The 13,357-nt window shown below is 56.6% G+C and carries 17 protein-coding genes; 7 read left to right on the top strand and 10 right to left on the bottom strand.

The window, feature by feature from the left end; all coding sequences use genetic code 11:
• Window positions 1–82: 82 nt before the first annotated feature.
• Window positions 83–343: a hypothetical protein gene (locus BN2475_RS35735; RefSeq protein WP_143325869.1), complete on the bottom strand. Its 261-nt coding sequence runs from the start codon at window positions 341–343 to the stop codon at window positions 83–85.
• A gap of 138 nt (window positions 344–481) precedes the next feature.
• The gene (locus tag BN2475_RS23655) at window positions 482–1,108 is read right to left on the bottom strand and encodes a hypothetical protein (RefSeq protein ID WP_094781910.1); all 627 of its coding nucleotides are present in this window, start codon (window positions 1,106–1,108) and stop codon (window positions 482–484) included.
• Window positions 1,109–1,594: 486 nt separating this feature from the next.
• Here BN2475_RS23655 and BN2475_RS23650 point away from each other — a divergent pair, with 486 nt between their 5' ends.
• Together BN2475_RS23650 and BN2475_RS23645 are read left to right on the top strand one after the other, a co-directional pair.
• Window positions 1,595–1,804 carry a hypothetical protein gene (locus BN2475_RS23650; protein WP_094781909.1) on the top strand — a complete coding sequence of 70 codons (210 nt, stop codon included), beginning with the start codon at window positions 1,595–1,597 and terminating at the stop codon, window positions 1,802–1,804.
• 34 nt (window positions 1,805–1,838) lie between these two features.
• On the top strand, window positions 1,839–2,081 hold the full coding sequence (locus tag BN2475_RS23645; protein WP_218023719.1) for a hypothetical protein: 243 nt from the start codon (window positions 1,839–1,841) through the stop codon (window positions 2,079–2,081).
• 171 nt (window positions 2,082–2,252) lie between these two features.
• Here the strand turns inward: BN2475_RS23645 and BN2475_RS23640 are convergent, their stop codons facing one another.
• Genes BN2475_RS23640 through BN2475_RS33815 form a run of 7 tightly spaced genes read right to left on the bottom strand, consistent with a single transcriptional unit; the run spans window position 2,253 to window position 6,974 of the window.
• Entirely contained in the window at window positions 2,253–3,317 is a 1,065-nt protein-coding gene (locus BN2475_RS23640) for a hypothetical protein (protein ID WP_094781908.1), read from the bottom strand.
• A gap of 2 nt (window positions 3,318–3,319) precedes the next feature.
• Window positions 3,320–3,934, bottom strand: a complete 615-nt coding sequence (locus BN2475_RS23635; RefSeq protein WP_094781907.1) for a Mov34/MPN/PAD-1 family protein — start codon at window positions 3,932–3,934, stop codon at window positions 3,320–3,322.
• Window positions 3,931–4,542: a ubiquitin-conjugating enzyme E2 gene (locus BN2475_RS36585; protein WP_094781906.1), complete on the bottom strand. Its 612-nt coding sequence runs from the start codon at window positions 4,540–4,542 to the stop codon at window positions 3,931–3,933. Before BN2475_RS36585 ends, BN2475_RS23635 begins: the two co-directional genes overlap by 4 nt.
• Window positions 4,529–4,798 (bottom strand): hypothetical protein, encoded by a 270-nt coding sequence (locus tag BN2475_RS23625; RefSeq protein ID WP_094781905.1) that lies wholly within the window; start codon window positions 4,796–4,798, stop codon window positions 4,529–4,531. Before BN2475_RS23625 ends, BN2475_RS36585 begins: the two co-directional genes overlap by 14 nt.
• On the bottom strand, window positions 4,791–5,921 hold the full coding sequence (locus BN2475_RS23620) for a HesA/MoeB/ThiF family protein (RefSeq protein ID WP_094781904.1): 1,131 nt from the start codon (window positions 5,919–5,921) through the stop codon (window positions 4,791–4,793). Before BN2475_RS23620 ends, BN2475_RS23625 begins: the two co-directional genes overlap by 8 nt.
• Window positions 5,918–6,163, bottom strand: a complete 246-nt coding sequence (locus BN2475_RS23615; RefSeq protein ID WP_094781903.1) for a J domain-containing protein — start codon at window positions 6,161–6,163, stop codon at window positions 5,918–5,920. Before BN2475_RS23615 ends, BN2475_RS23620 begins: the two co-directional genes overlap by 4 nt.
• A gap of 1 nt (window position 6,164) precedes the next feature.
• Complete coding sequence (locus BN2475_RS33815) at window positions 6,165–6,974, bottom strand: hypothetical protein (RefSeq protein WP_143325867.1); 810 nt, start codon at window positions 6,972–6,974, stop codon at window positions 6,165–6,167.
• Between the two features lie 315 nt (window positions 6,975–7,289).
• Here BN2475_RS33815 and BN2475_RS23605 point away from each other — a divergent pair, with 315 nt between their 5' ends.
• Together BN2475_RS23605 and BN2475_RS36580 are read left to right on the top strand one after the other, a co-directional pair.
• A complete protein-coding gene (locus tag BN2475_RS23605; protein WP_281254262.1) occupies window positions 7,290–7,658 on the top strand; it encodes a Wadjet anti-phage system protein JetD domain-containing protein in 369 nt (122 codons plus the stop codon).
• Complete coding sequence (locus tag BN2475_RS36580; RefSeq protein WP_094781900.1) at window positions 7,549–7,851, top strand: Wadjet anti-phage system protein JetD domain-containing protein; 303 nt, start codon at window positions 7,549–7,551, stop codon at window positions 7,849–7,851. Before BN2475_RS23605 ends, BN2475_RS36580 begins: the two co-directional genes overlap by 110 nt.
• Window positions 7,852–8,290: 439 nt before the next feature.
• Here the strand turns inward: BN2475_RS36580 and BN2475_RS33805 are convergent, their stop codons facing one another.
• Window positions 8,291–8,563 (bottom strand): hypothetical protein, encoded by a 273-nt coding sequence (locus BN2475_RS33805; protein WP_143325863.1) that lies wholly within the window; start codon window positions 8,561–8,563, stop codon window positions 8,291–8,293.
• A 769-nt stretch (window positions 8,564–9,332) separates the two neighbouring features.
• On the opposite strand from BN2475_RS33805, the gene BN2475_RS23590 reads away from it, so the two are divergent.
• Genes BN2475_RS23590 through BN2475_RS23580 form a run of 3 tightly spaced genes read left to right on the top strand, consistent with a single transcriptional unit; the run spans window position 9,333 to window position 12,711 of the window.
• A complete protein-coding gene (locus BN2475_RS23590; protein WP_094781898.1) occupies window positions 9,333–10,013 on the top strand; it encodes a vWA domain-containing protein in 681 nt (226 codons plus the stop codon).
• A complete protein-coding gene (locus tag BN2475_RS23585; protein ID WP_143325861.1) occupies window positions 10,010–10,780 on the top strand; it encodes a PP2C family serine/threonine-protein phosphatase in 771 nt (256 codons plus the stop codon). Before BN2475_RS23590 ends, BN2475_RS23585 begins: the two co-directional genes overlap by 4 nt.
• On the top strand, window positions 10,780–12,711 hold the full coding sequence (locus BN2475_RS23580) for a helix-hairpin-helix domain-containing protein (protein WP_094781896.1): 1,932 nt from the start codon (window positions 10,780–10,782) through the stop codon (window positions 12,709–12,711). Before BN2475_RS23585 ends, BN2475_RS23580 begins: the two co-directional genes overlap by 1 nt.
• Window positions 12,712–13,357: the final 646 nt, after the last annotated feature.

Below are 13,357 nucleotides of genomic sequence, written 5' to 3'. Positions count from 1 at the left end.
ATTCTTGCTCATAGAAGGGGCAGTTGCTGGCGAAACACTTCGGCTGCACGCGCTTCGTCTACAACCATATGCTCGCGCGACGTCAGGCGCGTTTCAGCGATGGCTTGCGCAGCAGCTTCGCGGAGGACTCAGACTTGGCCGAGCTGACGCGACTGAAATGCACCACAGACTGGCTCAACGAAGTGTCGCCTTGCGGCAGGCACTGCGGCATCTCGACCACGCCTACCGGATTTTCTTCGCGCGCCGCGCCGGATTTCTCCGGCTCAAGCGCAAACGGGCTGCTTCCTGCCACGAGGCTGGTGCCGACCGGGAGGTTTGTCCGGTGCGGAATCAATGTGTGCATCGACGGGCGGGCGCAGGAAGCCTCACGACGAGTTCGTGGCCGCTTTTTCCTACCTGGTCACGGAAGAAAAAGGCACGACCCGATGGGTCGTGCCTTGGTAATCAGCTCAGGCGAGTCGGAACGGTAAGGTGCCCACAATCAGTGGATGTTGCTCGCCCCGCCGCTGCCCGCAGTTGCGACTGTCGGCTCATGTGCGAATGTTTTCCCCTTCACAAGAGCCTCGTATCGCTTCGTAACAAGCACGTTGACAAGAACGTGCTCCAGCGGGACACCTGGAATGTCGGTGCTGGCCTGCTGATGCACCCAGCCGCTCGCTGCCGTGTCGGTCAGGATGTCCCACATTTCGGCCGGGGCATCGGCGCATATCTGATTGCGGAACTGTCCGATGATTGGCGCTTTCGAGCCGATTTCAGCCTTGCAGCATATGGTGAGACGTTTTTCCACCTGAAATGCAAAGGGCACGAATTGCTGCTTCTGCCACAGGTCCATGGCTGTCCAGACCTCAGCGTCGGTCAGGTCAGCAAGCCAATAAATCTGTACCCCTCCGAGCTGCAGTCGAAAAGTCAGAATGCGTGCGTCATCAACCTGCATGCTGCCGTAGCCGAAACAGGTGCCGGGCCCTTGACTCCGGATGGCTACCAGGTCCGGCAACTCCAGTGGGCATGTAAGGATGGGGACGTTGTCGGCCAGGCCCTTTTCAAGTTTTAGCTCGCGCGGCAGATGAAGGCCGCCGAGTGCTATCAGGGTGTAGTCGATATCCTGCATTTGAATGAATTCCTTTGAGTGCGCTGCCAACCGTCGGTTGGGAATAGGTCGTTCCGTTGGGCATCCGGATGCCCTCGCGTGACGCTTCGGGCGGAGTTTCCAATCCCGAACGTCACTTCCCATATAGCGATCGTGCCTAGGCCACATCCGTATCTAAAATGGCGACCGTGTCGAAGTCACATCCGTATCTAGATTTTTAGCTTGCGGTGTCGGTCGCGGAGTGTACTCACCGTGTGTCACTGACCGGCATATTCGAGCCGTTCTGGGATCGGGTTAATCGAGCCACGTAGCAGGCTCAGTGTTCTGTCGGGCGGCAGCCCGAAACGCATTTCGAATTTCCGCAACCTGGTACCTTCAGGCTTTTTGCCCGGAGGGCCGATGAGTCGAAGGAGGTTCGAAGTGTTTGAGTATCGACAGGACCTGGAGCACATGCGTCAGGGAGATTCTGACCGCGAAATTGCCAGCGCACGCCTGATGGGGCGTAGGATGCTGAAGGCGGTCAGGCAGGTCGCGCTCGCTCGGGGCTGCCTCGATCCCGGTCAGCCCTTGCCGGACGACGCCGAACTGGCAGCGATTTTCGGACGCAATCCGAAGCTGCCGCGTAGCTGCGTCTCCACGATTGAACCGTTTCGCGATTTGGTGCGCGGTTGGTATGACGTCGACGTGCAGGGCACGACGATCTTCAACGCGCTTTAGCACAATCACGGCTACTCGGGCAGCTATTCGGCAAGTGCGGCGCTTCCTGCTGCACCTGAAGGCCGAGCGCGGTGCGAGAGCGACGACGATCCCGGAGTTGGCAGCGGCCGAGGCTGCACAGGTCGACTTCGGCGCCGGTCCCGTGCTCACGCACGAGTCCGGGGGGCTGCTCAAGACATGGTTCTTCGTGATGACGTTGTGCTGGTCGCGTCGTCAATACGCCGAGGTCGTGCTGGATCAGACGGTCGAGACGTGGCTGGTCCGCGAACAGATATGAATGCCGGCGCGGGAAAAGTCTGTCTGGAGTCGCCCGACGCCGATATTTGGGTGCCGCATGTACGTTCGGTCCTACGTCGTGAGCACGCTTGCCCGTGTATGGTGCCTGCTTCGCTAATCAGAAACGTGTTTTGAAAGGAGGAAGCGGGAAGGCCGCTGAACCCATGTGCGCCTACTTCGAATCGGTGAACAGAAGATTCTGTATCTCGGATAGGTCGCTCAATTCTGATAGGTCGACGTTTTCGTATTGGTCTGCCCTGAGCTTCAGGTTCTCAATCTCCTCAAGCAGATCCATCACAGTATCAATCGACGAAATGCGGTTTTCGTCAAGCAGCGGCGGGTTGGTCGCGCCATAATTGCGTGCAATCACCTCGTCGATAGTAGCGCTACCGTCATGCTTGATAATTCTCAATATGTCTTTGGGAGGGCGGCGCGATTGACCACCCACTTCCGGCGCGTAGCACATTTGATAAATGTCGCCTTCTCCACTGATTCCGTGCACTAAAACGCGGAACAGTTTTAAAAGTGTGTGCTTCAAGCCTTCGAGATTTTCGTAGTAACGCTCAAAGATTCTCCGGTCGAAGCATAGCGACAGTATATTGATGTTGTTCAGTATCTGAAGGAAAGAGTAAGCGAAAAACTTCGCCTGATGTATATCAAACGGTTCGAACCTGCTGTGTGTTATGTAAGGTTTGTATTGGCCTCGATTCAGAAAATTCTGATAAATTTCACCCTTCAAGCCGACATCTCGGTGGAAAACAGTCGTGCTGTTGATGTAGTCGTCAATGTAACTACCCAGATGCGCGGCGAGCAAAGCTGCGGATTCGACGCCTGAGGCATAGGCTTGATTCTTGTCTATCAGAGAGCTACGACTTAACAGCTTCTGAAAGTGCGCGTCAAAAATTGCAATTGAAGCGACAAGGTCGTTCGTTTGCCCTTGCAACACCCGATCAATCTTGGAGGCGACAGACAAAAATTCCCTCCTGTTGACGTCGAGTTCCCTTTGTAGCTGACGCGAAATCACCGATTCTGAAATGAAAGTATAACCTTCAAACCGAACGGTCAGATTAGGTGAGAAGTACTGACCGGGGGACAGGTCTATCGATTTCAGATTGCGAACGATGCGACCTTGGCTATCTCTAACCTGTGTGCCAGTGAGCTTCAGCTCCTCCGTCTTGATTCTTTCCTGAATTTCACTGGGAATAATGACCTGAATATCTTTGGTAGTCTCAGACATGTTTACAGTACCTGGTGATATACGTGCAGACCGGTCGCTTTGGGATCCTGACGTGACGACGAATGAGCACCCATGCGAGCCAGATGGGCGGCAGATAGTGGTTCGGACGCCGGTCCGATGAACCAAGCTTCTTCCCCTCGTATCGGGTCGACCACCAAGCCCAGGCTGTATGGCTCCCTGAAAAATCCGCGTTGTGTCGAGCGGTCGGTTCCGCTGAAGTATGCACCCAGATTCGGGTGTGTGTGATACCAGCCGACAACGCAGAGACCTTGATCCCGGTAGCAGGCGGCCTTTTGCCAGACGTCGGGACTCATGTTCAGCGACACCGAAGTGGACTCGAAGTCTTCGCTCGGCACCGCCTCGTGAATGTGTATTGCAATTGCGCCGTTACCGGGTTTGCGGCCATATACTGCACCGACTAGCAGGCCGCCCAGTTCCACGTTGGATGAATGGGCATGTTCCATCACCCGCTCACGAGCAGCCTGGCTGAAGAAGACAAACGGTTGAGGCGAGTCCTCCAGCGTGAGAACGCGAACAGCATCGACAAAGCCTAGTCGTGGAGTCAGATTCTCAATCGGGAGCCGCTTGCTATCTGGTTCCAGTTCGTTCCATTTCATGTCGACACACTGAACCGGTTGTCACATTTGGGACATCTGGCTTCCCCGGTTTTCCCGGCAGGTACTCGCATGCGTGCTGTGCACGAGGGGCATGCCACAATGACGCCTGTTGTTCCCGACGGATTGCTGGCTGGCGGTGTTTGGACACGATCAGTCGGGAATGCCCGTGGGTTAGCGCGAACTGCGGAGCGATACCAGTCCACCGCGGCGCCGTTCGCTGGCGACCGCTCGTTTAGAACGGTGGGATCAAAGGTCAGAATCTGGATAACTCGTCGGATAAGGAGGTCCAAACCTTGTGACGGCAGCCATTTCGTTCCCAGGCAGATTTTCCCTGACGGGAACACGTTCGGATGAAAAACGGGCGTGGTAATAACCGCGCTTGGCTCGACAAATGGGTATCGGCTCATAAGCTCGATCCGGACTGCCGTGACTTCCTGGACTTTCCGTGGATAGTCCCGCGAGGGTGCTGTTCTATAGTGCAGCTCGACGTCAATGCGTCGGGTCGGATTCCCAGCGGTTCCAACCACCCGTACACGTCCGCCCGTCTGCGCCGAAAGGCTGGAAAGCTTCTGTAAATCCTGGGCAATCCGCTCTTCAATCGCTCCCATGAAGAGCTCCTGCTACGAGGACGGGTTGGACCTCCAGGATGTCGCCATCCTTAACGCCGCTCGCACCCAACGCTGAGGCCGGCGTCAGCGTGCGCCCATCGTTTGTATGGACGAGCGAATAACCCGTGTCGGTCGGCAGGCTCCAGTTGTCCACTGCTGCCTGGATGACGTCGGCACCAACGGTTTCGCTACGCAGTGCAAGTTCGGCCTTTCGCGTGAGATCTGCGGTACGTACGATTATCTTGAGTTCAGGCATCAATGTGCTCCAGTTGAATCACGTAGGTTTTCCATTCCGCACGAAAGCGGAGAAATTTTGCCGGCATCCGGTGTCCCAGGTAAGAGCCGACCAGTTCATCGATGTTAAAGCTGTCGCGAATATCAAAATCCACCGACTCCTGGCCGCAGCTTGCGCACCGCCGTAATCGACTGTCAAAATCAGAAGCGCGTGCAAAGATCGTTTTTGGACCGGCAGGCTCGCATGTGACACAGTGCGCTGTCACAAGGATCGCGTCGCTCGAATAAAGAACTGTCTCACCTGCGTTATTGGCCGCACCGGGAAGGTCGCTCGTTACCGAGGACGACGCTTTGGCAATGAGGATTTCGTCATCAATTTCGCCACAGAAGAGGCAATTACCGTTCTTCGAGAGTTCCGACACGGTCGTATTGCCGGTGATGGAATCGATGTAAATGCGTCGCGGGCGATCAGTTTCGCCAGGCGCGGAGCCAAGTCTAAGGCCAACTGAAGCGGCATGGGCCCCCGCAAGACTTGAAGTGATGATGGTCGTCGGGACTTTGCGTTCAGCATACGCGACGCGCTTGAGCCACCCGCAGGAGTAGCGCTCCTGTATGCGCTGGTAGACAGAAGAGGGCAGGTTGCATTCGTAGCAGGTACATGCCGGACGGTCCGCAAACGGAAACACTTCGACCATCACGTGTCGACTGTCGATTCCAGCATTGACGAGATTCGTCCCGCTGAGGCGACATAGCTGATTCAACCGGATGCGCGCCTCAAAATTATCCACGCAGCAAAAGACGGCTGCATACTGATGCATCGCAGACAAGTCCATGCTTTCCCAGAAATCGCCTGGGAAGGCTAACGCGTTTATGGCTGGATCGAGCTGTTTGAGGCGTTGTGCGGCAACAACCGCTTTGTTTTCGCCGACATCTTCTTCTCTGAAGAGAACGCTGCGCGTCAGATTGTGCAGTTCGATCGTGTCAAAGTCATACAGGTGAACGTTGCCAACTCCGAGGAGTGCGAGGTTCTTCGCTACTTCGTTGCCGATCGCGCCGCATCCGACGATGGCGTAAGTCGCCGCTTTCAACGAATCCTGTGAGAACCAGTCGATGAGACTGTGCCTTTGATATCGGTCCAGTCTCATCGGGATTTCTCCGCTTCGATTGCTCGCATTGCGAGATTGAGCAGTTTCGTCACTTCTTCCCCGTGAGTGCGCATGAAAGGATCCGATTGGTCTGGGTGGTGCAGGCGGACCAACGTGCGGAATGCTCGCTTGGCATCATCCAGACTCGAGTCAGGTGTAATACCAAGCAATTCGTACGGCGATTTTTTCCGGAGCGTATCCAGACGGTTTTTATAACCGAGCTCGAGGTTTTTCCATTCCATTTCAGTGCACGTTCAATATCATACCCGGCTCAGAAACGATGATCTCGTATCCGAACGTCGCATGGTTTTTAAGTAGACCTCTGACACGCACGGTCTTGCCTTGGAGAGAATTGATATATGGTCTGCCTCCAACGGCCGTTACGGCATCGCGGAAGAAGACAAGCTTAAAGCTCTTCTTCCAGCCCTTGTTTTCGAACATGACGGCGAAGTCGTTGCCCCTTGCGCTTTCTCGAACCAGCGGGACAAAGCCTTCGAAAGTGACAACCGAGCCAACGTGCTTATGATAGTCCGCGAGCGTAACGACGGACGGGGTAAAGTCTTTGCCCCCGGCTGGCTTTGCTCCAAGAGCGAATGCGACAAGGGTCGTTGACTGGCACGACACGCATCTGCCGCTGTTCTCGGCACGCAGCAACTCGATACTATCGTTATGGTAGAAGACCTTGCAGGTTGTGCACTGGAAGAGGCCTCTGCCTATATCCAGCGCCGCACCGGTCAGAGCATCGTGCAGACCATGGAAGTCAAACTCTTTTGGTGCTTTGCTTGCTTCCGACGGTGTGGTTGAGGTACTCGAATCGGTGAACTGGATCGAGCTGGATCGTCTGGCGGTGGTCGAGGGCCGAAACGTAGTTGGTTGCGAGCGCGCCGGCTGTGTGGGATGTTGACGTGCGACATGCGTCTGCTCGGTACGTACCGAGCTTTCGCGGGGGATATTCTGTGGATTTCGAGGCCGAGAAGCTTTAGAGCCAGAAAACAGCGTCCTGATTAGCCATGCGACAAAAATGACGCTTGCGATGCCTGCAACGATTCCCATGTTCTTTCAGCTTCATTTCATGAATCATCGACTCTGTGGTGTCTGCTCGAAGTCCGTCGAATGTGGTTTCGTTCCTGCACGTGAGGGAGTGCCACAATACGTTCGAGGTTCGACTACTGACCGTCCGTCGCGCGAGCAACGCATGCCGGTTTACGCCATCATATCGGCACGCAGCCGTAAAACTTTAGCGGATGCCGCAGATCAGCTACTTGCCAAAGATTCAATGTTCCTCGAATATGCGTCGTGCATTGGTCACTCCGCCTGATTGCGAACAGTTGAACCCTGGTCCCGGTGGAACGCAATCGTTCACCTTGAATCAGCAGGTGTCCACCCGATACGGTACGGATGAGGCTGCTCGATGCCTCGCTTCGCAAGCAGGTGCTGGACATGGAGGACTTTCAGATGCCCGTAGGGCAGTGGAACAATCTGTTCCAGCGCCCCCCGAAGCGATTGCTGATTGTCGAAAATCTCGAGAGCGGGCTGGCACTCCCGGATATCGAGGAGGCAGCGGTAGTGATGGCGCTCGGTAATAACGTGGCGGTCCTGCGTGAAATTCGGTGGGCGCACACCGCAGATGTTCTCTATTGGGGGGACATCGACACCTGGGGGGCTGCACATCTTGTCGCGGGCTCGCGGCATTTTTCCACAACTGAAGTCGATGCTGATGACGGAAGCAGTGATTGAGTCACATCGACATCTCCTCACCAACGAGCCGACCCAGGACAAGCGACCCGCGGAGAATCTCACGGAGGATGAGGCGCGACTGCTGTCTGATCTGCAAAACGGACGATGGGGGGAGCGCCGTCGCCTGGAGCAGGAGCGGATACACTGGCCAAGTGTCAGCGAGGAACTCAATCGTGAATGGATGCGTCCTTGATGGAAGTCGTGCTTCTGCCGATCTGGCATCGTCCATCGAAGGCCAGTAGTACTATGCAGGAGCGCCAGGGACGCTTATCGAGGACTGGCGGCTTTCGGTGGGCCGTTTTCCGCGCAAATGGTGTCGATGTCGATCCCGACAGACTATTCGCCCTGTCTAGTCACGCACTTCATGCTTAATTGAACGTCTGCACGTCGGCGTTCGTCGCAGGGACGGATAAGGGAGCCCGCCTAGAGTGTGGCGCGTATCATCATCGCGGCCGGAACATTCTCGCAGCGGGACGTCGCCGTATGGCAGTAGGAAACTCCGTCCTTCCGCGCCAAACGGCAGACCGGACGTCGACGCTGGCAATAACGGCGTAACGTCGCTAACGGCGGCTCGCCGAAAGCCACTCGGTAATCCGCGCTGAACCGGCCTGTATGAGTGAAGCCTTGCTTCGTCAACCGCCTGATACAAGCGTACCAAGCTGGTCCAGCCGTGCCTTGGCATGTTGCTCATGGCACAGATACCGTTCCTGCGAAATTTGGCCGTATTTCTGGCAATCCGCGGTGGTGGCAGCAAAGTGTTCAATTTCGCTTTGCACGACCGTCGGATTAACAGCAGCGCCACCGTGCGTTTTAAGATATTTTTGGTACGCGGCGCGTTCCATCGCCTGCAATGAGTTTCCCGGCAGCTCGGAAGAAGGATTGAGCTTGCGCAGTGACGCAATCATGCGTGCTGCATCGCTCTCGACGTCCTCCGCGCTGGCTGCACAATATAAGACCTGTGTAGGTCGATTGGCAGCAAGAAGGAACGCGGCGACGCACGTCATCGTAACGACGTCTGTCGATCCCTGATTCGATCGATACGTCGCCTGTCCCACAATCGCGATCCCATCCCTCAACGTTGCCGGACTAGCCAGGCTAACGTTAGCTAACGACAGGGATGAGTTTGTGCCAAGGTCAGCGTTCACCCTTTCGGCGAGTTGCTGAGGTTGCATTGCAGCTCTGATTTCGGCTTGCGCGTCGAGGAACCAGCGAGCAGGTACAAAGCGGTCTCGCTGTGTGACGGTTGCGACTCTCCATACGACGGGTTGCGACGTCGGAATTCCCAGATAACACGTACCAATCTCATCTTCAGTTCCGACAGGCGTATGGCACGTTGGGGTTACACCCTCGCGAGAGGGCGCTTCCAGTCTTAGGCGAATGTTTTGCCAGTTTAGCGTCGTTGGTTGCCAGGACATCTTCTCCGCAGGAGGGAGAGGGGGGGGCGGCGATGACGCTGGCAATGCGGAAGCGGAAGGCTTGTTCCCAGCAGGTACAGCGGGTGGGTTTGGCGAGTGAGTAGCTGTAGAAAGTGCGGCGCCCGCTGCCACGGCAAAAACAAGAGCAGCGTAAGCTGGTGTTTTACTTGCCTGCATGGTTTTTACGCTGCTATTATCAGATGCAAAAATTAAAGGCGCCAAGCGGGACGAGTGTACACCGTAGCGTAGCGAGAAGACCATGACCGAGAACGAAAATCCGTTCGCCAGACAACTGGCGTTCGGTGCGGACAGTTTTGCAGATAATCCTGAACCGCGCTGCCCCTGCGTGTTACTGCTTGACCGCTCGGGTTCGATGGCCGGAACACCGATCGACGAGTTGAACGCGGGTCTGGCCGAATTCCGGCAGGATCTGCTGGCGGACGCCCTTGCAGCCAAGCGGGTCGAGACCACCGTTATTTCCTTCGGGCCGGTCACTATCGACACAGCGTTCCATACCGCGCACAGCTTTATTCCCCCGGTGCTGGCTGCCGGTGGAAACACGCCGATGGGCGCGGCGATTAACCTTGCCATTGATGCGCTCGAGTCACGCAAGGCGGAATATCGCGCAAACGGTATTTCCTATTATCGCCCTTGGATATTCCTGATCACGGACGGAGCGCCGACGGACGAATGGAAATCGGCGGCGGAGCGCATAAGGGAGGGCGAGGCCGCGAAGAAATTCGCGTTTTTTGCGGTCGGTGTGAATCAGGCGGACATGGGCATCTTGCGCCAGATTTCGACTCGCGAACCGCTTAGCCTCAGTGGCCTGAAATTCCGGGAGCTTTTCCAGTGGCTTTCCGGTTCGCTCGGGTCGGTCTCGCAATCAACGCCAGGTACCGATGTGGCGCTCAAACCACCTACAGGCTGGGCGGTTGTGTGAACTGGCGCTACGTCAGCGCCTCGGTTGCCGGAACATCGCATTCGAAGCTCGAACTTCCATGTCAGGACAGCAGCATGGTAGTCGAGGCCCTGGATCAGAACGGTGCCAGACACCTGATTGCGATTGCTGCTGATGGTGCAGGTAGTGCCCGTTTCGCACAAGCTGGTGCGGAGCTTACGTGCGAAACCGCGGTCCTCGCTGTGACTGATCTTCTGGCTCAATCAGCAGATGGCGTTCAGTCGGTCAAGCCGCGCGCCATCATTGAGGCCGTTCGGGGCGCAATCCTGGAGAGGGCGACGGAGGGCGGCGCGTCATTGAGGGATTTCGCCTGTACGGTTGTCGGAGCCGTTGTTGGACCTGAAAAAGTGCTTTATTTCCAGATTGGCGATGGGGCAATCGTGGCGCGACGAACCGACGCGCTCAAGTGCATATTCTGGCCGGATGGCGGCGAATATGCCAACACAACGTTCTTTATAACGGACCACGACGCGCAGGCTCATCTCCAATCTCGGATTGACGATACTCCTGAGGAATTGGCGTTGATGACGGACGGATTGCAGCGCTTGGCACTGGTATTTTCCAGCAAGGCTGTTCATGCGCCATTCTTCGACCCCATGTTTGCAGTACTTCGAACAGCGTCGGAGGAAGAGTGCGACCAGCTCTCAGGTTCGCTCGCTGCATTTCTTGACAGCGAACCGGTGAATTCACGGACCGACGACGACAAAACCCTTGTTCTGGTTTCGGGGCAGCGTGAGGCAGAAGTGTGATGCACTTGCACGACGAGTCAGGCCGCGCTGTCATTCTTGGCAGGGAGCTGGGACGAGGCGGTGAAGGCAGTGTTTTTGAGTCCAGCAGCCTTGGTCGGGACAATGTCGCGAAGGTGTATCACGCTCCATTGCCACCAGACAAGCAGGAGAAGCTGCGGGCGATGGCCCGCATCGGTAGCACGTACCTTCATCAGATTTCTGCCTGGCCCACGAAAATACTGACTCAGGCGGGTGGCGCAGTTGCAGGCTTTGTGATGGCGAGGATCGAAGGATTCGAACCGATTCACAATCTCTCGAGTCCGGCCAGTCGCAAGCAGATTTTCCCCACTGTTGACTATGCATTCCTTGTTCATGTAGCCCGCAATGTAGCTGCGGCATTTGACGCCGTGCATGCCCACGGCCACGTCGTTGGGGATGTCAACGAGAACAACTTTCTCGTCGGTCGCAATGGCACCGTTAAATTGATTGACTGCGATTCTTTCCAGGTGGTCGAGGGAAACAGGAGATATTCGTGCGACGTCGGCGTAAAGCTGTTCACGCCCCCTGAATTGCAGAACGTCAGTTCGCTCCGCGGCAGAGAGCGCACACGAAACCATGATAATTTCGGCCTCGCGGTGCTGGTGTTCCAACTTCTGCTACTGGGGCGGCACCCGTACTCCGGCGTTCCGCTTGGTCGGAACGACCTCCCGCTTGAGGAGGCTATCGCGGCCTACCGGTTTGCCTACGGTCCAGATCGCAAACAAAGGCAGGTAGACACGCCACCGGACGCCATCAGTCTCTCGTTTTTCGCACCAGAAATAGGGCGGGCATTCATACGGGCGTTCACAGAGGAAGGCGTGTCCTCGGGACGCCCAGCCGCGAGTGACTGGATCAAGCTTCTGGATGGTCTGCGCGCGTCATTGCGTACCTGCTCACAGGTATCGAATCACAAATACCCGTCACATCTCGGGCAATGCCCGTGGTGCGAACGCGAGCGGGCGGGACGACCGGCGTTCCTTTCGCAGAACTCGAGTACAGGTAAAGCCTCGACCGCGACAGGTGACCTTGGGGCAATATGGGCACAGATTCAGGTGTTGGCAGCGCTGCCGCAGCTTCCCGCCTACACCGCGCTTCAGCATGGCGTCACAGGGCGCACGCAACAGGTGGGCAAGTATGGAAGGCTCTTATATCGACTGAAGGTGTCGGCCGTAGCTGTCGGGGCGTTCCTCACGACCCTTCATGAGCCAGCGTCGTGGTTCCTGAGCCTTATTACAGGCGGTGTGATTCTCGCACTGATAAAACATCCTGTTGGTGGACGCCTTGTGCCGCTGCGCGGCGCCGCGATCGCGGCGAAGAAGACATTTGACTTCGAGTTGGAGGAGTACAACAAGCTGACACAGGATCCACGCATTACCGAACTGTATGGTCGCTTGGTATCGGCGAAAGCTCGCATTGATGGATTGCCTGCCGAATACCAGCGGGGGATACAGGACCTGCATGCAAGCGTACGTGAACGGCAACTGGAAGTGTTCCTCGACAGATTCCTGATTTCCGACGCGGGAATTGATGGAATAGGGCCCGCGCGCGTAAGTGCATTGGCTTCGTTTAATATTGAGACAGCACGGGATATCAGCTACCACGCCGTCATGCGCGTTCAGGGATTCGGTGACGCTCTCGCCGGTAGGCTCGTCACCTGGAAGCAGCGGGTCGAGAAAGGCTTCGTGTTTGATCCAAGTCGCGGGATACCCCAGCAGGACGTCAATGCGCTTAATGCGCGTCTTGCAAACGACCGTATGCTATCGGAGAAAGCGCTGCGGGATGGCCTCGTGCAGCTTCAGCAGTTACACACCGCAGCGCTCAGCGTGCGAGGCACGGTCAAGTTGCGCGTCGATGCAGCCTCTCTTGCCTTGGCACAGGCCGAGGCAGATTTCGCGGCGTTGAAAAAAATATGAAAATGCGAACCTTTTGTCGTCAGGCATTGGTGACTGTTTTTTGCCTTTTGGCGCAACTACAGAGTGGCTTTGCGCAGACACCGGTTGACCAAATTGACGCGCTGGGTTCGTTTCTGTCCGCATTTCGCGGAAAGCCCGTCGCGAACATCCCTGAGGTTTCATATAACGCAATCCCTGCGGCAGCGCCTACGACATCGCAGTACGCTGCAGCGAATACGACGGTTGGAAGCCGCAGTCAGGCAGACTCACTGCAGTCTGGTTCGTGTCCTCCCGGCGTCGATCGCCTGGGCTGCCCGAGTTCCAACCCGGCGACCACAGTAGGGCACCCTGTAGCATCAACGTGTCCGCCCGGTTATCAGCGCGACCCGACTGGCTGTGTCATGCCAGCGATGCCGCTTCACGCGCATCGCACTGGTGGATATGGCGGCTGGGCTTGTGATATCGGATATGTGCGCTCAGGCGATAGTTGTTCGCCGGTTGTTGTCCCGGTCAATGCGCATCCAGCAGACACCTCGTCGGGATGGGCATGCGATTTCGGATACCACTTTACCGTGAACCGCTGCGCACCGGTCTTCATTCCCGCGAACGCTCATCTTGCAGCGGATGGTAGCCACTATGAATGCAACTACGGCTATCGGGACGTGGG

It is taken from the genome of Paraburkholderia ribeironis (genome assembly GCF_900019265.1).
GTDB lineage: Bacteria > Pseudomonadota > Gammaproteobacteria > Burkholderiales > Burkholderiaceae > Paraburkholderia > Paraburkholderia ribeironis.
Note: the sequence above shows the minus strand (reverse complement) of the source record. Positions and strands in the feature narration are given on the sequence as shown.

Coding starts and splice junctions, on each gene's coding strand:
- BN2475_RS35735 (WP_143325869.1), bottom strand. CDS start 343: ATGCACACATTGATTCCGCACCGGACAAACCTCCCGGTCGGCACCAGC.
- BN2475_RS23655 (WP_094781910.1), bottom strand. CDS start 1,108: ATGCAGGATATCGACTACACCCTGATAGCACTCGGCGGCCTTCATCTG.
- BN2475_RS23650 (WP_094781909.1), top strand. CDS start 1,595: ATGCTGAAGGCGGTCAGGCAGGTCGCGCTCGCTCGGGGCTGCCTCGAT.
- BN2475_RS23640 (WP_094781908.1), bottom strand. CDS start 3,317: ATGTCTGAGACTACCAAAGATATTCAGGTCATTATTCCCAGTGAAATT.
- BN2475_RS23635 (WP_094781907.1), bottom strand. CDS start 3,934: ATGAAATGGAACGAACTGGAACCAGATAGCAAGCGGCTCCCGATTGAG.
- BN2475_RS36585 (WP_094781906.1), bottom strand. CDS start 4,542: ATGGGAGCGATTGAAGAGCGGATTGCCCAGGATTTACAGAAGCTTTCC.
- BN2475_RS23625 (WP_094781905.1), bottom strand. CDS start 4,798: ATGCCTGAACTCAAGATAATCGTACGTACCGCAGATCTCACGCGAAAG.
- BN2475_RS23620 (WP_094781904.1), bottom strand. CDS start 5,921: ATGAGACTGGACCGATATCAAAGGCACAGTCTCATCGACTGGTTCTCA.
- BN2475_RS23615 (WP_094781903.1), bottom strand. CDS start 6,163: ATGGAATGGAAAAACCTCGAGCTCGGTTATAAAAACCGTCTGGATACG.
- BN2475_RS33815 (WP_143325867.1), bottom strand. CDS start 6,974: ATGGGAATCGTTGCAGGCATCGCAAGCGTCATTTTTGTCGCATGGCTA.
- BN2475_RS36580 (WP_094781900.1), top strand. CDS start 7,549: ATGTTCTCTATTGGGGGGACATCGACACCTGGGGGGCTGCACATCTTG.
- BN2475_RS33805 (WP_143325863.1), bottom strand. CDS start 8,563: ATGATTGCGTCACTGCGCAAGCTCAATCCTTCTTCCGAGCTGCCGGGA.
- BN2475_RS23590 (WP_094781898.1), top strand. CDS start 9,333: ATGACCGAGAACGAAAATCCGTTCGCCAGACAACTGGCGTTCGGTGCG.
- BN2475_RS23580 (WP_094781896.1), top strand. CDS start 10,780: ATGCACTTGCACGACGAGTCAGGCCGCGCTGTCATTCTTGGCAGGGAG.